At 49.0% G+C, this 22,136-nt stretch carries 20 protein-coding genes; 3 read left to right on the top strand and 17 right to left on the bottom strand.

Features of this window, described 5'->3' with window-relative positions; all coding sequences use genetic code 11:
* Window positions 1-28: 28 nt before the first annotated feature.
* Both ggt and NX722_RS19325 read right to left on the bottom strand, forming a co-directional pair.
* Window positions 29-1,804, bottom strand: a complete 1,776-nt coding sequence (ggt, locus tag NX722_RS19330; RefSeq protein WP_262564493.1) for a gamma-glutamyltransferase — start codon at window positions 1,802-1,804, stop codon at window positions 29-31.
* Between the two features lie 71 nt (window positions 1,805-1,875).
* Window positions 1,876-1,998 carry a hypothetical protein gene (locus tag NX722_RS19325; RefSeq protein ID WP_262564492.1) on the bottom strand — a complete coding sequence of 41 codons (123 nt, stop codon included), beginning with the start codon at window positions 1,996-1,998 and terminating at the stop codon, window positions 1,876-1,878.
* Window positions 1,999-2,176: 178 nt separating this feature from the next.
* Here NX722_RS19325 and NX722_RS19320 point away from each other — a divergent pair, with 178 nt between their 5' ends.
* A complete protein-coding gene (locus NX722_RS19320) occupies window positions 2,177-2,788 on the top strand; it encodes a flavin reductase family protein (protein ID WP_262564491.1) in 612 nt (203 codons plus the stop codon).
* Between the two features lie 67 nt (window positions 2,789-2,855).
* Here NX722_RS19320 and NX722_RS28965 read toward each other — a convergent pair whose 3' ends face one another.
* The 3 genes from NX722_RS28965 to NX722_RS19310 all read right to left on the bottom strand — a co-directional run bounded on the left by NX722_RS28965 (window position 2,856) and on the right by NX722_RS19310 (window position 5,861).
* Window positions 2,856-3,032 carry a FeoB-associated Cys-rich membrane protein gene (locus tag NX722_RS28965; RefSeq protein ID WP_407648014.1) on the bottom strand — a complete coding sequence of 59 codons (177 nt, stop codon included), beginning with the start codon at window positions 3,030-3,032 and terminating at the stop codon, window positions 2,856-2,858.
* A 12-nt stretch (window positions 3,033-3,044) separates the two neighbouring features.
* Window positions 3,045-5,546: a ferrous iron transport protein B gene (feoB, locus tag NX722_RS19315; RefSeq protein ID WP_262564490.1), complete on the bottom strand. Its 2,502-nt coding sequence runs from the start codon at window positions 5,544-5,546 to the stop codon at window positions 3,045-3,047.
* 81 nt (window positions 5,547-5,627) lie between these two features.
* A complete protein-coding gene (locus NX722_RS19310; RefSeq protein WP_262564489.1) occupies window positions 5,628-5,861 on the bottom strand; it encodes a FeoA family protein in 234 nt (77 codons plus the stop codon).
* Between the two features lie 192 nt (window positions 5,862-6,053).
* Between NX722_RS19310 and NX722_RS19305 the strand changes: the two genes are divergently transcribed.
* Both NX722_RS19305 and NX722_RS19300 read left to right on the top strand, forming a co-directional pair.
* On the top strand, window positions 6,054-6,368 hold the full coding sequence (locus NX722_RS19305) for a hypothetical protein (protein WP_262564488.1): 315 nt from the start codon (window positions 6,054-6,056) through the stop codon (window positions 6,366-6,368).
* 61 nt (window positions 6,369-6,429) lie between these two features.
* Window positions 6,430-7,215 (top strand): DUF4198 domain-containing protein, encoded by a 786-nt coding sequence (locus NX722_RS19300; protein ID WP_262564487.1) that lies wholly within the window; start codon window positions 6,430-6,432, stop codon window positions 7,213-7,215.
* Window positions 7,216-7,287: 72 nt separating this feature from the next.
* Here the strand turns inward: NX722_RS19300 and NX722_RS19295 are convergent, their stop codons facing one another.
* The 12 genes from NX722_RS19295 to NX722_RS19240 all read right to left on the bottom strand — a co-directional run bounded on the left by NX722_RS19295 (window position 7,288) and on the right by NX722_RS19240 (window position 22,136).
* A complete protein-coding gene (locus tag NX722_RS19295) occupies window positions 7,288-8,385 on the bottom strand; it encodes an ABC transporter permease (RefSeq protein WP_262564486.1) in 1,098 nt (365 codons plus the stop codon).
* Between the two features lie 8 nt (window positions 8,386-8,393).
* Entirely contained in the window at window positions 8,394-9,344 is a 951-nt protein-coding gene (locus tag NX722_RS19290; protein ID WP_262564485.1) for an ABC transporter ATP-binding protein, read from the bottom strand.
* The gene (locus tag NX722_RS19285; RefSeq protein ID WP_262564484.1) at window positions 9,344-10,315 is read right to left on the bottom strand and encodes an HlyD family secretion protein; all 972 of its coding nucleotides are present in this window, start codon (window positions 10,313-10,315) and stop codon (window positions 9,344-9,346) included. Before NX722_RS19285 ends, NX722_RS19290 begins: the two co-directional genes overlap by 1 nt.
* 61 nt (window positions 10,316-10,376) lie before the next feature.
* Entirely contained in the window at window positions 10,377-14,141 is a 3,765-nt protein-coding gene (locus NX722_RS19280) for an RING finger domain-containing protein (RefSeq protein WP_265442370.1), read from the bottom strand.
* Window positions 14,142-14,432: 291 nt separating this feature from the next.
* Complete coding sequence (locus NX722_RS19275; protein ID WP_262564481.1) at window positions 14,433-15,836, bottom strand: PhoH family protein; 1,404 nt, start codon at window positions 15,834-15,836, stop codon at window positions 14,433-14,435.
* 277 nt (window positions 15,837-16,113) lie between these two features.
* Window positions 16,114-17,520: an ATP-dependent RNA helicase RhlB gene (rhlB, locus tag NX722_RS19270; RefSeq protein ID WP_262564480.1), complete on the bottom strand. Its 1,407-nt coding sequence runs from the start codon at window positions 17,518-17,520 to the stop codon at window positions 16,114-16,116.
* A gap of 232 nt (window positions 17,521-17,752) precedes the next feature.
* Entirely contained in the window at window positions 17,753-18,073 is a 321-nt protein-coding gene (locus NX722_RS19265) for a hypothetical protein (protein WP_262564479.1), read from the bottom strand.
* Between the two features lie 91 nt (window positions 18,074-18,164).
* The gene (locus NX722_RS19260) at window positions 18,165-19,082 is read right to left on the bottom strand and encodes a DMT family transporter (RefSeq protein ID WP_262564478.1); all 918 of its coding nucleotides are present in this window, start codon (window positions 19,080-19,082) and stop codon (window positions 18,165-18,167) included.
* Window positions 19,083-19,245: 163 nt separating this feature from the next.
* Window positions 19,246-19,701 (bottom strand): aspartate carbamoyltransferase regulatory subunit, encoded by a 456-nt coding sequence (gene pyrI / locus NX722_RS19255; protein WP_262564477.1) that lies wholly within the window; start codon window positions 19,699-19,701, stop codon window positions 19,246-19,248.
* A 30-nt stretch (window positions 19,702-19,731) separates the two neighbouring features.
* Complete coding sequence (gene pyrB / locus NX722_RS19250) at window positions 19,732-20,652, bottom strand: aspartate carbamoyltransferase (protein ID WP_262564476.1); 921 nt, start codon at window positions 20,650-20,652, stop codon at window positions 19,732-19,734.
* A gap of 331 nt (window positions 20,653-20,983) precedes the next feature.
* A complete protein-coding gene (locus tag NX722_RS19245) occupies window positions 20,984-21,988 on the bottom strand; it encodes a bile acid:sodium symporter family protein (RefSeq protein WP_262564475.1) in 1,005 nt (334 codons plus the stop codon).
* Entirely contained in the window at window positions 21,954-22,136 is a 183-nt protein-coding gene (locus tag NX722_RS19240; protein ID WP_262564474.1) for a hypothetical protein, read from the bottom strand. The genes NX722_RS19245 and NX722_RS19240 overlap by 35 nt, the downstream gene beginning before the upstream one ends.

The raw sequence follows: 22,136 nt of genomic DNA, 5'->3' as shown, positions 1-22,136 counted from the left end.
GAGTCTTCTCCTCTTCGCTGTCTTCGGTTCAGTCACCCATCGCAATGCCTTCACGACGAGGGTCGGACGCTCCTATCAGACGTCCATTATCAAACTGTATTGCCTGAAGACCCGAGTTCAGATCCGTGACCTTAACCTGATACCCCATGTCTTCCAGAAGCTTTTTCAAAGCTTCTGCGTCAGTACCCGCTTCCAGCTCATACACTCCAGAGCGGTTTTGCAGATTCGGTAAGTCAATGGCTGCCTGTATCGGTATGCCCCATTCAAGATGCCGAATCAGGGTATTGGCGACATAGCCGATGATACGGGCTCCCCCCGGAGAGCCAAGAACCAGATAGGGTCGTTCATCTTTCATTACAATCACAGGTGTCATGGAAGACCGTGGACGTTTACCCGGCTCAACACGGTTAGCAATCGGGTAGCCTTGTTTGTAACTGCGAAAAGAAAAGTCCGTCAGCTCATTGTTTAACAGAAAACCACTACTCATCACCCGGGAGCCAAAACCATTTTCAATGGAACTGGTCATGGAGACAATGTTTCCGCCCTTATCCACAATGGAGATATGGCTCGTGGAGGGCAGCTCCAAAGATTGATCATCAGCCCGGGCAACTGGCTTATCCCAGTCAGGTGTCCCGGGGGCAACCTGAGTCAGGGCAGTGCCTTTGGTAATAAGTTTGGCTCGTTCAGCCAGGTACTGCTGATCCAGCAATCCTTGCGGCATAGGCACAAAGTCTGTGTCTGCCATATAACGATTACGATCTGCAAAAGCCAGCCGGGTTGCGTCGCCTATTACCTGCCAGGCTTCAGCGCTGTTGCGTGGTAAAGACGCCAGGTTCGCATGAGCCGAAATGCCCAGAACCTGACCAACAGTTAGCGTGCCAGAACTGGGAGGCCCCATACCACAAACGTTGTATTGCCGGTAAGGCGCACAAACGGCAGAGCGTTCCTTTATCTGGTAACTGGATAAATCACTGCGTGTCAGTAGTCCGGGATTGTCTTCTATCCCCTGAACCTTTTTAACAATCTGTGTACCGATCTTTCCGTGATAAAACGCACCGGCTCCCTGCTTGGCCAGAATACTCAGTGTTCTGGCGTATTCCGGATTCTTCAGTACGTCACCTTCTGCCAGGGGCTGACCATTTTTTTTGAAGAAATACTGACGTGTATCCGGGTAATGCTTTAATCGCTCTTTATCCTGCTCAATGGCACTGGCAAGGCGGTGAGACACTTTAAAACCGGTTTCAGCCATTTCCTGCGCCGGCTTAAGCAAATATTCCCAGGACTGCCTGCCATACCGGGCATGAAGATCCGACATCAATTTGACCGTACCCGGGGTGCCTACAGACCGGCCACCCACGACGGCATCAAAAAATGCTAATGGTTTGCCGTCTTTATCCTGAAACAATTCGGGTGTTACCGCAGCAGGTGCCGTCTCACGGCCATCAAATGTGGTCAGCTCATTTTTTTCAGCGTCGTAATATACGACAAAGGAACCGCCACCCAGACCCGATGACTGGGGTTCAACCAGCCCCAACACCGTCTGCACTGTAATCATGGCATCAATGGCACTGCCACCGGCTTTCAATACATCGTAACCGGCCTTGACTGCCAGAGGATTGGCTGCGGACACCATAAAGTGATCCGCAATGACTTCAGCCTTGGTTGATAACCCGCTGGCAGCCTCCGACGCAATGTCTTCGTTATCAATAGAAGAGGCTTTCAGACACACTGGCAGCCATGCCACCAATGCACACAACACCAGCTGTCTGAAGGTAGTGAATACTTTGTTTTTATATATACGCATGCACCTGTTCCCGTGCTTAAAACAGGCCTTTCATCGCTGAGGCAACAAAAAGCCTGTTCTTTAAGGAGATATCACTCTTTCAAGTATTCAGATAATCTCAGAACCGCCTCCATTAAGCCACCGGCAATGGTTCTGGCTATATCCGTTGTCGTCGTATGGTCGACAGAAGCTCCTCCTGGATCAACATCGCCCACTTTGAAGGGTCTTAATGAGCCTCGTGTTCATGATTATTTTCATCCTGTAATCATGGACTATAGATCCAAAAGCGTGAGGCTCATTTCATATTGGAGAAGACTGGCGGTCGCGATTGTTTTCTGGTTATGTCTATACTGATAAGCCGTCCAAAAATCTGAATTATAAAGAGAACCGGCCATGCATATTGATCCAACTGCGACCCCTGTAAAGGATGTCTACAAATTACTGATCAGTACCGTGACACCAAGACCGATTGCCTGGGTGTCCAGTATTGACGATCAGGGTATTGTCAACCTGGCACCTTTCTCTTTCTTTAATGTGGTGAGTGTTAACCCTCCTGTGCTGGGTTTTTCGCCTTTGCTGGACGGTACTGGCAAAAGCAAAGACACCCTGAACAATATCCGCAATACCGGGGAGTTTGTGGTGAATGTTGTCAGTCATCACATTGCCGATGCCATGAACCAGACTTCCGCTCCTTACGAGCATCATATTGACGAGCTGCAACAGGCAGGGCTGACTGCCATGCCGTCATCCCTGGTTAAGCCGCCTTCTGTTAAGGAAGCGATGGTTCATTATGAGTGTCGTTTGCACGATCTGATTTCATTTGGCAACGACCCTCTGGCGGGCAATCTGATATTGGGGCAGATCTGTCATATTCATGTAAATGATGAACTGAAAGACGGTGATCGTATTAACGTCAGTAAGCTCGATACGGTAGGGCGTATGGAGGGCAGTTACTATTCCACCACCAGGGATCGGTTTGCCATCGACCGACCGATACTGGATTAGCATTTTCGCCGTCATCCCCAACAGGTGGGGATGACGGACAGCGGTAAATTCTAAGCTTCAGTGCCCTTTATTTACAGCTTCCCTGTGTCTTATGTTTCTTGCTGGTTGCACTCGGGCAGGAGTCGCAGCCACTTCCACAGACGTTCTTTTTCCTCCACAGTTTGCGATAAAGATAATAAGCTGCACTGCTGATCACCACGGCGGTGATCAGAATATCCAGAAAACTGTTAGCCTGCTCATACATAGCCTGCCTCCCCTATAGATTCGTGACCGGGATATTTTGTGATGGCTGTATTTTCTTCCTGACCCAGTCTTTTAAACCGATCAGCAGCAGTAGTGCCAATCCTGAAAACCAGGCCAGTGACATCAGTTCTGTTCCGGTAAGATTCAAACGGTTGCCGGTGGAGTAAGCGATGGAGGCAACCGTGAATCCGATCAGGGTGGGCAGCAGAATAGACAACAGCATCCATCTATACTGACCCGTTTGCACCTTGATCATCATGACAGACGCCAGGCAGGGAGGATAAAGAATGAAGAACAGAATCAGTGCCACGGCAGCTACTGCCCCCTTGCCGGCAAACTCATTGGACTCGCCCATGCGCTGTTCCAGTTTCTGGTTACTCTCTTCGTCCTGCTGAAACAGTACGCCCAGGGTGGCGACACTGCTTTCACGGGCTGCAAAAGAAGAAAACAGCGCAACATTGATTTTCCAGTCAAAACCGGCATATTGGCTGACTGGCTCCAATGCACGACCAAGGCTGCCTAACAGTGAGGCCTCCAGACGCTGTTCATTGATGTCACGACGAATAGCGTTGCGTGCGGAAGATAGCTTTCTCAGGGCACGATTAGCCTTTCTTGCATCCCTGTCCCCTTTTGCAGGTGCGACCACAGCCATGAAGGTTTCGTTACGGGCCTTGAACTGGCTATTGATCGTGGCTGAAGCCTCAGCCCCACGGGCATTGAGTTTGGCGCGCTTGAAATCGGTGTAGAAGTTCACCAGTGCCGGAAGATTTGTGTGGTCAAATTTTTCGGCATAGTGTGTACCCCGAATGGCTTTGTCGAAGGTCGCCACGGCCTGTTCGGCACGCTGCTGTGCGATGTGCTCTTTATCCTCGGAAATACCGGGGAACTGCAACAAAACAAAGATAACCGTAGAAACTGCCAGGACAATGGTTCCTACTTTACGAACATACATCCAGGTTCGCTCCAGCGAGCGGGTAATAACACTTCGCAGGGTCGGCAGGTTATACCTTGGCAGCTCCATCACAAAGGGAGCAGTTTCTGTTTTTTGCAAGACGGTCCGGGTTAGCAGCTTGGCAACCAGAAGTGCGGCAATAACGCTAAAGGTGGATATGTAGAAGGTCATCAGGGACATGCTATCGACAAAGAATATGCCCAGCAGCAGCGTATAAAGCGGTATTTTTGCCAGACAGTTCATATAGGGAACCGTCAGGATGGTCGCCAGTCGCGCCCGGTTGTCCGGAATTCCTTTGGTTGCCATGATACCGGGTACTGCACACCCTCCGGCAAATACACCACCCAGTATCAGGGGCAGCGTACTCTGACCGTGAAGACCAAATTTGTTCAGTAGCCGGTCCGATATAAACGCAATGCGCGCCATATAACCTGAGTCTTCCAGAATGGCGATCAGGGCAAACAGGATTAAAAAGATAGGGATGTAGTTAAGAAGTGTATTGGCAGAATCAATGATCCATAAGCCTAACGAGCGCACATAAGGGTCGTGCAGGAACCCGGCTTCTGGCAGTACCCCGGCCACCAGTTCCCTGAAGGAAGCCAGATAAGGCCACCAGTAATTGGTGAGTTCATAACCGTAAACAATGGCACACTGATAAATAACAAATACGGTGGCGATAAGAAACAGGGGAGCGCCAAAACGGTTCAGTACAACACGATCTACACGTTCAGTGACGTTTTTCTTGTTCAGGTCTTCACGTTTGACCTCAACACAATGTGAGAGAATGTCTGCAACGGTTTTCTGTCGTTGGGCGACAATGTAGTCATTTATGCCCGAGTCCAGTCTGGTTTTAATAGCAGCCTGATGAGTGGCGACCTTTTGTTTCAGCTTTTCCCACTGGTCTGGTTCGATCTGGCTGGCAAGCCAGTTGCTGGCCTCCTGATCCTCTTCGAGTAGTCGCAATGCAAGCCAGCGAATGGCTGGCATATCGGTGATATCCAGTTCATTTAATGACCCGGAAATATCAGAAATGCTCTGTTCAAGCTCGGGGTAAGAGGTTCTGAAAGCACCTGGTTGTGCCTGAGTGAGGGTGTCTGAAAGCCGTTCTATTCCCTGGCCGGTACGACCAATACATTCAGCAACAGGTATGGCCAGTTTTTCTGCAAGCTTCCCGGTTTGTATCTCAATCCCCTCGGAACGAGCCACGTCCATCATGTTCAGGGCAAGAGCGACGGGTAATTCAAGTTCAAGCAGTTGCAGAGTCAGGTGCAGGGAACGATTGATATTCGCTGCGTCCATGACATTAAGGATAACGTCAGCCTGTTCTTCTCTGAGGGCTTTGCGGGCAACACGCTCTTCCAGGGAGAAACTGGTCAGGCTGTAAGTGCCGGGTAAATCGATTAACTGCCAGTCACCATTCTGGTCAGAGAAATAACCTGTTTTTTTATCAACAGTCACCCCCGGATAATTAGCAACAAATTGCCGGGCTCCGGTCAGCTGGTTGAATAGTGTGGACTTACCGGCATTTTGTTGCCCTGCCAGTAAGATTTTTTTTCTTTGCATGCTATATTCCGCTCAACAGTGAATGCGTGTCGTACAATTTCCGCAGCAGGCGCTTTTGCCAGATCAGGCGCTTTCGCCAGGTCAGGCGCTGGCATCCACTATGACTGTTTCAGCTTCCGCTATTCGTATGACAATACTTGTCATGCCTACTTTAATTTCTACGGGGTCTCCCATAGGTGCGTGCCTGACGAGTTTAATTTCAACACCCGGCATAAGGCCTAAATCCAGAAGACGCTGACGAATAGCGCCCTCTGAGTTGTGACCATATATAACGGCATTCTTTCCAACATTTAGTTCAGTAACGGGTCTCTTCATACTGTTTATTTGAACGCAATAAAAGGGTTTTGAGTATAAGGATTCGTTGCAGAATGGAGTAGTCGTAAATGATAACCTTTATCATTTGATTGACTTAAGTCAAGGCATTGTCAAAAGAGAATGATTCTTGCTTTTAAATGGTTTTGATGATTTTTATTATGCCGACAAATATTTTTTGTATGGCATAAAATTATGATTAAAAAGTTTGCATTATCAGCATTCATTGCAGCTTCTCTACCGGGAATTGCCCTGGCACATACACCGTTATTTTCATGTTACGACTTTGGCGATAACACAGTTTTATGTGAGGGTGGTTTCTCGGATGGCTCCTCAGCCAAAGGTACCGAAATCTTGATTATTGATGGATCCGGTAAGGAATTGACCAAAAGCAAGCTGAACGCGGATAGCGAAATAGAGTTCGAGAAACCATCCGGCGAATACAAGGTTCTGTTTAATGGTGGCCCCGGCCACAGTATTGAAATTAATGGCAAGGACATCGTTGGGTAATTAATCGTTGTCGATTAATTCAATAGTCAGTCAATCAATAGCTCTATTACCTGGTTAAACTATGAAAAAAATTGCATTCGCAGCAAGTGTTGCAGCCCTTGCTTTTTCTGCGGCTTCTCAGGCCCACTTTCAGTTGATGTACACACCCGATTCTCAGCATGACAAGCCTGCTACTCTTGATACGAAGCTGGTTTTCGGACATCCCATGGAAAACGGCCATGTGATGGACATGGGGCAACCTGAAGAATTTTTTGTTAAGTTCAAGGGTGAAAAAACCGACCTTCGGGATAATCTGGAAAAAGTGACATGGAAAGGTCCTGACAACTCTGCAGATGCCTATCAGGTGAAGCACAAAATCCGTCGTAATGGCGATTATATTTTTGGACTGGTTCCGGCTCCTTACTTTGAAGCTTCTGAAGATACCTATATTCAGCAGTTCACCAAGCGCATTGTTAACAAGGGTGGTGTGCCAAATGGTTGGGACGAGCCAGCAGGACTGCTGACAGAAATCGTACCCAAAAACAAGCCTTACCAGATTTTTGCGGGCAGTACTTTTACCGGCCAGGTGCTTTCCGACGGCAAGCCAGCGGCAGGCATTGAGTGTGAAATCGAATTTATCAACACCGACATTGACAGTGAAGCCAATGCCTTTGGTAAAACGGTTCATCGTCAGCCGCCAGCGTCAGCCATTGTCGCTTATACCGATGAGAACGGCATGTTTACTTTTGGTATCCCCAAAGCCGGTCATTGGGGATTTGCCTGCATGGGTGCTGGTCCTGAAACCGAGTACAAAGGTAAAGAGCTGTCTCAGGACGCCGTGCTCTGGATTGAAGCCAAAGAGTTATAACCTGAACACCGCACTGGTTTGTTAAAACGATTATCTGGAGCTGGCTTTTGCCAGCTTCTTTGTTTTGGACAGTCAGTCCAGAGTTTTCTTGAACCGCATGGCGGCAATCACAATACCCGACAGGGTAAAGACGACGAGTGCTATCACATCCATCCACATGTGGCTGATGCTGGCACCGCGCAGAATAATGCCCCGCATCAGTCGCATATAATGAGTGGCTGGCAATAGTTCAGCCAGCCACTGAGCTGCTTTGGGCATACCCTCAAAAGGAAACATAAAGCCTGAGAGCAGTATCGAAGGCAGCAAGATAAACACGGTCATCTGCGAGGCCTGCAACTGCGTGGTTGCCAGAGTCGAGAGAATTAATCCCATGGTCAGGCTGGCTGCGATAAACAACAGAGTTGCCCAGAGCATCTGAGCCACGCTGCCATCAACCGGTACTGAAAAGATAAGGAATCCGAGCGCCAGAATAATCCATACCTGCAGCAATCCGATAAAAACATACGGCACTATTTTACCTATCATCAGTTCCATAGGTTTTACCGGTGTTGTGATCAGCAGTTCAAGATTACCACGCTCTCGTTCCCGAACCAGAGCCGCTGAGGTGAACATGATCATTGTCATGGTCAGAATAACGCCAACCAGACCGGGAACAATGTTCACCACAGCCCGCTGCTCAGGGTTGTAGTAAAGGGTAATTTCAAAGAGAGGGTTTATAGGTTCGGAATAAAAACCGGGTACTTCGCCTGCTGACATATCTCTCAGCTGTTTTATGGCACTGCTGATCATCGGGTCGGAACCATCAACCAGCCATTGGGCTGCGGTTTCCCTGAGAGCCATACGATGTTCAAAATCTTTTGGAATAATCAGGATAGCGCGCACATCCCCCTGTCGCATGACTTCTTCAGCCTGTAAGACGCTGTGTTCATAACGAATGGCATTGACTGCCTGTGATGCCTGAACGGCAGCGATTATTGCGCGGCTGCCGCTGTTATCGGCAAAATCGACAACGGCCACGGGCAAATGGCGCACATCGGTATTAATGGCATAGCCAAACAGCAGTAACTGAATCAGGGGAATCATGACCACCATGCCAAACGTGGGCTTATCTCTTGCCAGCTGCCGAAGTTCTTTCAGGAAAATAGCAAGAATGCGCTGCAGGCTGTTCATATAGACTCCTACTGCCGTTTGTCTTGTCCGGTACTTGCTTCCTGCCTCGTGCATTGCACAAAGACATCTTCCAGGCTGGGTCTTACCTGTCGAATAGTGCGGTCAGCCATCAGTTCAGGGGACTGCTGACGCAACCATTGCTCGGGTGTTGAAATATGTTCGTTAACCAGAACTCTCAAATGAGTACCCTGCTGGGCTGTGGATAAAACCCCGGTCAGAAGTTCCAGGGTGCTTTTCACCTGTCGCAGGTTATCACCATCGACTTCCAGCACATGGGCGCCCAGGTTTTCCAGCAGTGCTTTGGGGGAGTCATCTGCCCGTTTGCAGCCGGATTCCAGGATAGCCAGCCCATGACAACGCTCCGCTTCATCCATGTAGTGGGTTGAAACAAGAATGGTGGTGTCCTGTTCGCAGAGGTCGAACAGGTTTTCCCAGAAGTCCCGGCGGTTTTCCGGATCAACGGCAGATGTGGGTTCATCCAGCAGTAACAACTCCGGTTGATGCAGGGTGGCAGCGGACAGGGCCAGGCGTTGCCGCTGGCCGCCACTCAGGCTGCCAGCCAGCCGTTTACGACGCTGGTTCAAACCAAACTCTGACAGCTGCTGCTCAATGCGGGACTTGCAGGCTTTGGCGGGCAGGTTGTAAATCTGTGCAATAAACTTCAGGTTTTCTTCTACAGACAGGTCATCGTACAGGGAAAATTTCTGGGTCATATAGCCCAACCGTCGTCGCAGGGCTTCCGAGTCTTTTGGAATGTCCATATCCAGCACTTTTACCTGTCCGGCGCTGGGTGTCAGCAGTCCGGTCAGCAGGCGCATAGTGGTGGATTTGCCGCAGCCATTGGGTCCCAGAAAGCCATAAATGGTTTTTTTCGGAATCATCAGGTCAAGATTATTGACGGCAACAAAGTCCCCGAAGTTTCGGGTCAGCCCTTCTGCCCTGATGGCCAGCCCGGGCATCAGGGCAACTCCACCTGAACTGGAATGCCTGTTGGCAGTTCTGCAGCTGAGGGCGGCAGCTGAACCTCTGCCAGATACACCAGCTGGGATCGCTCCTTTTCATTCAGGGCGTAATGGGGGGTAAACGCCGGATCGAGGGCAACCTTGCGCAGAGTGCCAGCATAAATACGATCTACGCCGTCTATATGAATAGCCAGTTTGTCGCCGACACTGACCCGGGTGCGAAACGGTTCAGGAATATAAATACGGGCGTAGGGGACGTTGTCTGCCAGCAGAATCGCCAGCGGTGTTCCTGCTGCAACCTTTTCGCCTTTGTGTCTGGGCAGGCTGTCGAGCCAGCTGTCCCTGGTGGCATAAAGGAAGAGTTCATCCAGCTTTTGCTGTTCCAGCTTTAAAGCCGCCCTGGCTCTGGCCAGCGAGGCTTCAGCCTGCTCAAGGGTCTCAACCCGTGTCCCCTTCAACAACAGTTGCAACTTGTCTTTTACATTCTGCAGGTTGGCAGACAGAGAGTTTTGTCTGGCGAGCGCAGCATCAAGGTCAGACTGCGCTAACATGTTTTTTCCGACCAGTACCGAGATGCGCTCGTAGTTTTTCCTGGCTTCAGTAGACAGTGCTTTCTGGCTGGCGACCTGTGCGCGGGCTGCCGCTATTTCTTCCGGTCGTGCGCCGCTGTTCAGTTCGGCGAGGTAAGCTTCAGCTCTCTCCACTTCAGCCTGTGCCGAAGCCACCACAGACTGTTGCTTCTGGTCATCCAGCCTCAAAATCAGGTCACCCTCTGTCACCCTGGAACCTTCCGGTATGAGAACCTCTACGATAATTTCAGACGAAGTGGCAGACAGAACAATACGGTCGCGCTCAAGCGTACCCAGAATCCGCCTGGAGGAGTCGTTGGTGCAGCCTGAGAGAATCAAGCTGAAAGCAAAGAGAAAAGGCAGGCGCGATAAAAAAGCGTGAAGTCTGGAAGTGATCATTGCATCACCCGGTTATTTTTCTCCGGTGCGCAATGATAACACTTCCTGAAAAAAACAGGCTTTATATGTCATCCGGATCTCTTATACCGTATTCCTTAAGTATTTCAATCAGTCGGTCAACGTAGTGAGGATCCGGGTAGCCGTGATTTTCAGGCCTTGCGCGTTTTTGGGTTTTATGGGGTATGTCATTCCATGTGACAACGTTATTTGCTCTTCGTGTCTGTGAATAGCCAACGGTCAGCACTAAACCTTGCTCAAAAGCTTTTCGGAGCATTCTCAGAGCCTTCCTTCCTTTTTTATGGTTTGGCAGATAAGCGGTTCTGGTTTCACCCGGATAATGTACCTCTTGCCCTGAAATGATTGTGATACCTGGAAGTACCCGGTAGGTTATTTCGATGATTTCAAGGGTATTCTCCCCAGGGCATGAATCATCTATGACCACCCAGGACATTGTTCCAGCAGGCTGGTTTCCGCGAATTGGCGTCAGTGGCGTTCTGCACACAGGGCATTTGTTGGTGTGCGTTGAAGCCAGAAGCCCCTCAAGACACAACTGGTGTATTTGATGGTTACACACTGTTTTCACGGTGATGCCAGAACTTCCATTATTCAGGCATATTGGGCAAACCCAACCGACCGGCGGAAAAGGAACAAGCCAGATCAATGGCTTGTCATGAGTCTGCGATGGAGTAAAGTCAATACTTGATCCCTGTCCTGTCATGGGCGGGTTCCACTCGGGCAGATTGTCCATGCCTTCCACTGGATTTTGTTGCCAGACTGGAAACTCTGCATTTTCCCAGGCTCTTGATGATACGCCTGAGTAGCTGCTTTGAATGTTATTTATCTGCTGTGTTGTGGGGCGCCGACGAAGCTCCAGCTCAAGCCGTTCTCTGACATTACTGGTTGTATAACCGGCACTCAATGTACCAGGAAAGATTGGCAGGCCATTTTTAATAATGTGAGCATATAACCAGTTTACATACGGGCTGGCTGTTTCACCCATGAACGGTTCTATCTGATCCAGTAAGTTCAGGTTGCCAGGAATGCTGGCCATTATCTCCGCATAAGGCCATTGCTGAATCGGGTGGAGATTTTTGCGAAGGCGTTCAACCGTTATAGCCGGAATGACAAGTCGCAATTCAGCAAGCATGATAGGCCAGCCATGCCCTGTACTCCTGATAGCAGGGGTTGACTTAAACCGCTTGATAGCGTGCATTATATTGGCTTGAGAAGTTTCGAGTTGTGCCAGGTCAACGGTAGCCGCTTCGATGCCTGTTTCAGACAGACGAGTATAATCACCATTTCTGGCCTGAAGGAGATGATAATACGTTCTGGCTCTGGAGCCCGGTTCTGATTGAGCAAAGTGGGTAGTTGTTGCTTCGGGCTGACTATTAAGGCATGTAATAGCAAGAGCCATGTCCTGTACCACCTGAATACTGGCCCCGCTGGCACGGAAAAGCGTCATTAACGCCTCAACTTGTTGATTATTAATGGACAAATGTTCAGGAAGTGTTGCCAAATAAGACAGCAGAAGAGCTTCTTCTGTAGAAAATTCCAGACCTGCAAATTCAAGCAGCTGTCGGTTGCAGGAAACTCTGAGAGCTTGTGTCAGGCAGATACCGTCCCGATTATTGAAACTGGCAGCGGGGAAACTTAAATTGTTTCCAGAACAACAGGAAGCCAGCAGTCTTCCTATGTAATCTATATTGGAAGCGAAGTGATCCGGGTTTAATAACTCCATGCTGGTGAATGCTCTGGAATGGCTTACGCCTTCCGGAATGGTGAAATCAGTCACATGTTCGTCATCGAGTTCAAGTTCAAAAAGTTGTCTGGCAGTACATACAAAAATGAACCGGGCCTCTTCCGGGCAGAACAGGGCGACAGGAAGTTCAGCTAGTTTCATATTATCAATTGATATGTCTGTCAGACTTCTGATCAGTGTTTTCAGCGATAGTAATGTGTCTCTTTGAACGGTGCTGTCTTTACTTCTCAGGAAAAAGCCAAGCAACTTATCTGACCAGTTATCCCATTTGAAGACAACCTCATTATGAGGAATGGTCTTACCGTTTCTATTTCTATCATAGTGCTTGTGTCCGACCCGTAAGCCTCCCTCTCTGGTAATACTTCCGCTGGTTATTGCGGTGGGGCTTGCCGACTCGTTGGTGAACAGGAAGTGTTGTTCCAGCAATTTGAGCAGAAATGAAAAATTATTTATGTGGTTTTTGTGATATCTGCGTGAACCGCTGCTCAAGGTGTTGTAATCACAGGAATTAGCACCACGGTTTAATATGGAAGCCACGAAACCTAAACTCTGGTGAACTCTTGCGGTAATAGCGTTTTGTTTGAACCGGGCAATAGTAATCGTATCAGGATGTAGAACAATTCCCAGGGTAGCAGCCTCAGAATTACCAAAGGGCGCAATAACACTGCCGGGAAACAGGAAAGTGCCTGAAGAGGCTCTGTTCTGCTGTATCGTTTGCGCTGTGAACTCCAGGGATTTAATTACCCTGATGATAACGCCCCGGGAGCTGTGGGTATTTACGAGGCGCATCCAGTTTTCCAGGGTCTCTTTATCTTCAGCGTTCTCTGGGGGCTTTTTCAGCTGGCACGGCTCCCCTCTACAAGCAGGGCAGGGTGTGAAGTTGAAAGTATGGGCATGGGAAGGAAAAGGAGCTTCTCCATCAGCCCCATTGGTATGACTACACTCCCCTGAGGTATGTGTAAGACTGGTGGATGCCTGAAGAGAACTGGTTGTACTGGTCGCGCTACTGTCACTGCTATTTCCGCTGGGTGAATGGTTTTGATTACCTTCCTGACCAGTTTGTGGTACTTCGATTTTTCCCAGCCATAAATTTAACCACTCCAGTTCAAGCTCTAACTGCAAAGGCTGTCCTGTATTTTCCAGAATGTCATTGAGTTGAGTGGTAATGGCCTGAAGTACTTCCGGGTTAGCTGGCCATAAGTCATCGACTTCAGAGAAATAGTTCAGAGTGTGGATAAGGTGATTGACCAGCCACGAACGGCTCCCTGCCTGACTTTTGATCCAGGCTAACAAACTGTTCCAGTGCCCTGAGCTGGAGAAATCCTCAAGAAACCGCTGAAATAACGCTCGACTGAGTTGTATATGAACAGGTTCAGTAGTATCTGGCGTACGAACAAATATATCCAGATAACGGTAATCGTCTTCTGTCGTATTTACCCTGGGCAGGCTAAAGTACTTCAGGAAGGGCAGGTCGATATTAATAAAAAGACTTTCGGTAAAGAAAGTGGGGAAAAAAGGTCTGCCTCGTTTAAAAAAATCTTCCGGCCCCGGCGTGTCACCGCCACTACCATAACCGTTTATTGTGTCTGCGGCGGTATGAGCTGTGGGATTGGCAGGGACAATCAGGGTGCTACCTGTCTCAGTCTTGCCCGGTTTGTTTGTGTTTTTTTCCCTCCATTTAATCAGGAAGGTGCTGGCAGAGTGGACAGGCTGCTGTTTAAAAACCAGATTGGCTGCACAAGGGGATTTTGACCCATAGTAATAAAATTGTGCTGTCTCATGTGTTAGCTGGTAAGTAGTAACCCCATCGTTGGAGGACGTCAGAGGCACGGCACCGTTTTGTACTATTGAATGACCACACACTAGTATTTGTTGTCCGGGGCTGGCCAGTACTTCAAACTCGTCCGAATGAGTCGCTTTGTTGAAGAGCTTTAAACTTCCGGTCAGATCGCGTGAGTGGATGTAAGTAGAAAAAAAATGGCTGTCTGCCCAAACATTATTGATGAAAAACAAATTGGTATTGGCGGACAGAAATATGATTATTGCGAAAGTTTTAAGTAGTTTCATAACCATTAAAAAATCTGTCCCATTCACAAACTCTTTGGGTTACTTTTGATCCAGTCATGCTTGATAGGACCATCATCACAATGGACAACTAAATATTGAAAATCAGAACTGAAAGCTAAACTTCCGAGAGTAGACTATGAACTCAGATAACTGAAATGACGGTGAAGAAGTTTTTTGATTATATAAACAACAATTGTTGCTTATAAGTCTTTGACAGTTGAGCAGTGTAAAGAACAGATTTTAGAAAGGAGCCAGCAGGTGGCTGGCTCCTTTGCGGGGTTGAGAGTGGGGTTAAAGATACTCTTCAGCGTAAGCTGCCAGAGGAGAACGGGGTACGCCTTTCAACTGCAACGCGCCTCCATGAGGGAAGTTTTTCAGGCGTTCAGTCATGTACGTCAGACCGGAACTGGTTGGGGCAAGATAGGGTGTGTCAATTTGTGCCAGGTTGCCCAGACAGATGACCTTGCTGCCCGCTCCGGCACGGGTGATGATCGTTTTGATCTGGTGTGGCGTCAGGTTCTGGCATTCGTCGATAATAATCAGACTCTGCTGGAAGCTTCGACCGCGAATGTAGTTAAGGGATTTAAAGTGCAGAGGCACCTGTTTGAGAATGTAATCCACACTGCCGTTGGTTGACTCGTCATCGTAGTGCAGGGCTTCAAGGTTATCGGTAATGGCACCCAGCCAGGGCTCCATTTTTTCCGCTTCGGTGCCGGGCAGATAGCCAATATCTTCGTCCAGCCCCCGGGTTGAGCGAGTCGCTATAATTCGACGAAATTGTTTAGTGGCAACCGTCATTTCGATGGCGGCTGCCAGAGCCAGAATGGTTTTACCGGAACCGGCTGCGCCTGTCAGGTTCACCAGATGGATATCCGGGTCAAGCAACAGGTTCAGTGCCATCGCCTGATAAATATCGAGCGGTTGTAACCCCCATGCCTCCTGGTTCATAAGAGTTTCGTGGCTCATGTGCAGCAGCTGGACTTCATCGTCCGTCAGGCTGTGTACCCTGGCGACAAAACCAGTGTCGTCCAGGAAAAACTGGTTAAGGTAAAGGTCTTCGCTGAATGTCTCTCTGGGAATACGGTGATAAGTGGCTCCTTCCACCTGTTGTGTGTTGACTTCGTTAACGCGATCCCAGAAATTTCCTTCAAAGTGGAGATAACCATTAGTCAGCATGCCGATATCGGACAGCAGCTGATCGCTATGGTAATCCTCTGAGTGAATACCGCAGCCCCTGGACTTGAGGCGCATGTTGATGTCTTTGGTAACCAGTATCACTTCTGTGTCGGGGTGGTTGCGCTGGTACTGGCAGATGTCGTTGATGATTTTGTTGTCGTTATTACTGGTCGGCAGAGTCGTTACGTTGTCTGCTTCCTGATGCGACAGAATGGACAGGGTTCCCTGAGGTTCTGCTTTTTCTCCACGGGTAATAGCTACGCCTGTTTCAATCTCTGCGGGTGAGGCGCTGCCCAGGATCTGGTCAATAATGCGGATAGCCTGTCGGCAATCGGCGGCGATGGTTTGCTTTCCGTTTTTGAGTTTGTCCAGTTCCTCCAGAACTGTCATTGGAATAAGAACGCGGTGTTCTTCGAAGTTCAGTATTGAGTTTGGATCGTGTATCAGGACATTGCTATCTAGTATGTAGGTGGTTGTTTGGGTTGAGATGATCGGCTTGGCTTCCAAAGCTTTTCCCATAAGCGACTTCCTCGTCGGTTTGTGGATCTCTCATAGTTAATAGTTATCGAAAAAATGAAGGTCGGCAAGTTTAAATTACGGTTTGAAATAAAAAATTAATTTGTCACTTCAAACAGCTTTTATTCCGCTAGTTTTGGTTCTAAAATTTAAGAAATAAGCTTCTTTTGCTGCTATTTAAATGCCTTTCGAATGCTCGCTATTTACCCGTTTTTTACCGTGAAAATTTTTCATCACCGTGGGTGATAAAAAATGACCGGATAAACCGGCCATTTGTGAACTACTTCAACAATTCTTCAGGTGGGTATTCCATATTCAGTTTGGCACCCAGCATGTCTTCCAGATCAGGGATCAGGAAAGAGTCATCCTCGCAGGCAAAGCTGATACTGGTGCCTGATGCCCCGGCACGGCCAGTACGGCCAATGCGGTGTACATAATCTTCCGGATCTTCTGGAAGGTAGTAATTCACCACATGGCTGATGCCTTTAATATGAATACCGCGTCCTGCGACATCGGTAGCGACCAGGACGTTGATTTTCCCGTTCTTGAAGTTGTCCAGGGTTTTAATGCGTTTCTTTTGAGGGACTTCGCCGGACAGTTGGTCGGTTTTGAAACCATCTTTCTGCAAGCGCTCAGTCAGGCGCCGGGTCTGATCCCGGCGGTTGGTAAAGACAATGACGCGATCCAGCTTACCCTGCCTGATCAGGTTGGTTAGCAGGGCGTACTTCTGTTTGTTGGTAACAAGGTATAGTTTCTGATCAACTGTGTCGGTGGCAACGCTTTCCGGTTCGATTTCAACCTTGACCGGCTTCCAGGTCCATTGCTCACCAAGGCGCAGGACTTCATCAGTGAAAGTTGCAGAAAACAGCAGGGTCTGGCGATCGCCCGGACGTGGCGTCATACGCACGATTCGACGTACCTGGGGGATAAAGCCCATGTCCAGCATGCGGTCGGCTTCGTCGATGATCATGGTTTCGGTGAGATCCAGATACAGGTCCTTGCGCTCGCAGTAATCCAGCAGTCGACCCGGTGTTGCCACCAGAATGTCGATGTAATTGGCATTGATCTTCTGACGCTGTTTGTCGTAATCCATGCCGCCCACCACGGTGACCACATGCAGTGGCAGGTGTTTGGTCAGGGCTTCAGCGTCTTTGCCAATCTGCAGAGCCAGTTCCCGTGTCGGTGCAATGACTACTGCACGAGGTTCACCAATGTAACGGGTGTCTGGTGGTGGGATATCAATCAGTTGTTTGATGGTACTGATCAGAAAAGCGGCTGTCTTACCCGTACCCGTCTGTGCCTTACCAATGGCATCACGCCCTGCCAGGGTACTGCCCAGAACCTCTGCCTGAATCGGTGTGCAGTATTTGAAACCCAGCTCATGGATGCCCTGCATCAGACCGTCGGGCAGGTCGAAATCGTGGAAACGGGTTTTGCCTTCTTCCGGTTCGACTGCAAACTGGCTGATGTCCCAGGCTGGCACTGGCTTTTTATGTGCCTGTCTGGAGTGGCTTTTGCGGGGGTTGTTGGTGCGTTCCTGATAGCGCTTTTTTTTGCGGGAACCTGAGGACTCAGAATTATGACTCTGAGGTTTTTTTCCACTGTTTCGGGCAGGTACAGAACTCTGCTTTTGTCCGGACTCTGAAACCGCCTTTTTTCTGCGGAAAATGCTTAGTAAACCACTCAATGCTTTGATCTCATTCCTTATCGATTTCCTGAACCTGATTGAATAAAAGGTGCAGGCTGAGCAGCTGCCGCCAGAGCTCCTGCCAGATGGTGTTGGCGGGTAATTAAGGGAACATGGTGCAGCATGATGTCGCAGAGTGTAGATTGAGGTTCTGCGGCTAATTTCATCGATTTTAAGTTAAACGGGTAAGAAGAACCACTTTTGAGCCAATTGATCTTGTTTTCGACCGGTCTTACCACTTTTCATGCAGCTCTTCGTGGTGTGCTTCTTTTTCTTCTTCTTTGTCCCCGGGTTTCCGCATATGAGTGCGTTCAGGCTGCTCTTTTTTACTGACTTTGCGCAGTTTACGACGCCATTGACCTCTTCGAAGAACCTGCATCAAAGCAGGGTCTGGCATGGGGCGAACGGTAAAGTCTTTAAAATGAGCCGCGAAGAAGCTGGCTTCTTCGAAGGATTTCTGGGCTTTAGCAGAAGCGGTTTCGGGCGCAGGCGTTGTGCAACGGTCTGAACCGGAAATGATCTGTATAAGTGTTTGGACTGGACCACAATCCATACTGCCTATCCTTAGCCACCGAAGGCGGGCTTATAACCTTAATTACCTAATTTTATGGTTAATTAGAAATTTCAGCTATTAGACATAGGTATCACTGATTAGTTCCAATGGCAGTCTTTTGTCGTGAATTAATAAGAAAAATGCCGAAAATAGTGATTAATGTGCCAATTGTGATGGATGCGTCTATTTCCTCGTTGAGGATAAACAGCGCCAGTATAATGGCACTGACCGGAATGAGATTAATGAAGGCGCCAGCCCGGACAACCCCTAACACCTGTATGCCCTGATAGTAGAGCAGAAAAGAACAGACGGTGCCGAATATCCCCATATACACAATGGCAATCCAGGCATTGACATCCAATGAACGAACCGTTTGAAAATCGGCTGTATACAAGGCAAGAGGCAGCAACATCACCAGGCCGATGGCTGAGGCGTAAGTGACTGAAACCAGCGGTGACAGGGAGTTGAGAATGTATTTACCAATGACGGAGTAGCTTGCCCAGCAGAGGGCGCCGACCACTATAGCAAGATCGCCGGAGCTGAAATCGGCCAGGTTGCTCCAGCTGCCGTGTGAAGCCACAAGAACGGCACCGGAGACTGACAGACCAATACCGACCAGTTTGCGACAGGTGAGTTTTTCGCCCAGAAACAGAACCGACATCAGGGTAATGAACACCGGATTGCTGGCAATAATGACAGAGCTACGACTGGAAGAAACGGTTTCCAGACCTGTCAACAGGCACAGGTTATAGCCCAGAACGCCCGTTAAGCCTAGAGCTGCCAGCCCCACAAACTGGGAGGGAGTGGGGATCGGGATCTGTTTCTCTTTCCACAGCAGGATTAGCAGGAGCACAAGAGTAGCGATGGCAAAACGCAGGAATGCCGCTATCACTGGCTCAACGTTGCCGGCAATGGTTTTTCCCGCAATAAATACGCCCCCAAAGAAAAAGCTCATGGCGGTCAGTTTTATATAGGGGATGAGCGGCTTTAAAGAAGAGAAATAATTCACATCCTGTCCGTACTGCTTATTAGAATCCGATGCAGTATAGACATGAATAAATCTGGAAGGTTCGCAATATATCGCTATTGGCTGTTAGCTATTGGCTATTGGTCAGGCAGTAAATAGCCAGGAGCCAGCAGCTAACGGCCAACAGCTAACAGCCAAAAGCCGGTTACAATTCAGCAACAATATCCTTGCTGAAACTCTTTTCGCAGTACCTGCACTTCAGGCGAACGTCACCTTTATGCTCACGCAGGGAAAAGTGAGTATCGACTGGCTCGTTGTGGGTGATGCAGTTAGAGTTCGGGCATGAGAAAGCACCCTGCAGGCTTTCTGGCAGTGCCATTTTGAACTTGTCGACGACTTCATAGTTGTCGATTACATTGATTGTCGCGGTGGGGGCAAACAGTGCCAGCTGGTTTGCCTCCTGCTCAGAGAACATTCGGTTGGTGACCTTGATGATATCTTTGTGACCCTGGTCCTTGCTGGGCAGATTAAAACCTACGGTAATACTGGCATTGGAGTCCAGCAGTTGCAGGCGATCCAGGATTTTAATGCCCTGTCCGGCAGGAATGTGGTCGATCACGGTACCCTGACGAATGGCTTCAACCTGAAGTTTCTTTCTCATTGTCTCATCCTCAATTCGTTGCAATGCCGTTTACACGACTTCATTCAATACCAGCGCCAGCAATGCCTGGCGGGCATAGACACCGTTTTCAGCCTGCTGGAAGTAGTAGGCGTAAGGCGTCTTGTCGACTTCAACAGCAATTTCATCCACCCTTGGCAGTGGGTGCAGGATTTTCAGGTTGTCTTTTGCGTCTTTTAGTGAGTCCACGTTCAGAATGTATCTGGAAGCGATGTGCTTGTACTCGGTTTCGTCAAAGCGCTCTTTCTGGACACGGGTCATATAGATGATGTCCACCTTCGGGGCAGTCTCTTCGATAGAGTCCGAGAAGTGGTATTTGATCCCTTTTTCGTCCAGTTCTTCCAGAATGTAATCCGGCATTGTCAGTGCTTTCGGCGCGATAAAGGTAAACTCCGCCCCAAAATGGCACAGTGCCTGAGCCAGGGAATGCACGGTGCGTCCGTATTTCAGGTCACCAACAAACGCGATTTTCAGACCATCCAGTTTGTCCTGACATTCACGAATACTGAACAGGTCGAGCAGCGTCTGGGTCGGGTGCTGGTTGGAGCCGTCTCCTCCATTGATGACGGGTACGCTGGAAAATTCCGATGCCAGTCGGGCTGAGCCTTCCTGCGGGTGGCGCATCACGAAGGCGTCGGTGTAGGAGCTGATGATATTGACGGAGTCTGCTAGGGTCTCGCCTTTTTTGGCAGAGGTATTGCCTCCATCGGAGAAGCCAATCAGGGTGCCGCCCAGTCGTTGTACTGCGGTTTCAAAGGACAAGCGGGTGCGGGTGGATGCCTCAAAGAAGCAGCTGGCGATCACCTTGCCTTTCAACAGGTCAGGGCGTGGTGAGTTTTTCAGTTGTGCTGCTGTTTCCAGAACCAGTTCAAGGTCATTCCGGTCAAAGTCAGCAATGGAAATGATATCTCTTTTGTAGAGTCGGTTTTCCATCAATAAACACCTGTCTGCGTGGGTTTTAAACCAAAAAAAAGCCCCTTATAAAAGGGGCTTTTTTAAAAACGGGAAATCGACGACGGCTGGCATAGAGAGTCGGAGCCAGTGCTTCACGTTTTACTGTGACTAATATAAACACGGGTTTGCTTAGCCTCGGAAGTATCCGTTCGTCCTGTAAGCCTGCTTTTGGCAGGCTCAATAAAACATTCTAACAAGTTATTGCAGTGAAAAAATTGCAGCAAGTCAACATTGTTGCAATGTCGCTGATAAACAGCTGAGTAAATTGAACGACATTTTACGTATAAAAGCTTGATGGTCAAGCCAGTAGTCAGCTTTTTTCTGTTTCTGCCGGTGGTTTTCCGGACCAGTAACTGGCCAGCCAGGCACCCAGTAAATTCTGGGTTATGCTGAATACGGCTCCGGGCAGGGCCGCCAGAACCGTAAAGTGCTTGAAAGCCAGGGCGACTGCCAGCCCTGTGTTTTGTGTGCCAACTTCTATAGCAACAGTACGGGCGGTGGGTACATTCATTCCACACAGCCTGGCAAAAAAGTACCCTGACACCAGCCCCAGAATGTTATGCAGAAGAACCGCCAGAACCACTGCGACAGAAACCGTGGTAAGCGTGTCTACATTCAGTGCAACCACCAGGGCAATGCCACAACTGATGGCGGCAACGGCAACAGAGGGCAGGCAGGGTTTAATGCGACTGACCTGCCGTGGACAGAAATAATTAAGAAGCACTCCTACGGCCACTGGAAGAATAATGATTTGCAGAATGCTGAGCAGCATACCGACCTTATCAACCTCAACTACGGTACTTAAGTACAAAGAACTCAGTAATGGCATAATGACAACCGCCAGTAATGTTGACAGGGTTGTCATGCCAATCGACAGTGCAATTCGTCCTCCTGCCAGATAGGCAAGCACATTGGAGGCTGTCCCGCCGGGTGCAGTACCTACCAGTATCATTCCCACCAGCAGTTCCCGGGAAAGGGAAAAGTTCATGCTGATGATGTAGGCCAGAAGAGGCATCAGGATAAATTGCAGGCAAACACCCATAACCAGAGGACGTACATCAGTTAACGCCTCGCGCAGATCAGCTATCGTCAAAGTCAGTCCCATGGCAAGCATAATAATGGCTAAGAGGAGAGACATGGCGGGTTTATAAGGGGCAATGGCAGAGCTGAAATAATAGCCAGCGATCAGACCACACAGTGCCCATAAAGGCAGTAATCTGGAAAACAGGATTATGATCCTCTTGATTTCAGGTATTTTCGTTTTCGACAATATAGCAGGTTTATTGAAACCATCCGTGGTACTTGCTGTGGCCAATCAGGGTGATGCTGTGGCCAATCAGGGTGAACTGGTGGCTGATGGTGGTTTTGCCAATAACCGGGGCTGCTGTACATACTCTTGCCGGAAAAAACAGAAAAGCCAGAAAAGCAGCAATGGCCAGAAAAAGGGTTGGCAGAAGGGGCAT

It is taken from the genome of Endozoicomonas gorgoniicola (genome assembly GCF_025562715.2).
GTDB lineage: Bacteria > Pseudomonadota > Gammaproteobacteria > Pseudomonadales > Endozoicomonadaceae > Endozoicomonas_A > Endozoicomonas_A gorgoniicola.
This window is presented reverse-complemented; position numbering and strand designations above follow the sequence as displayed.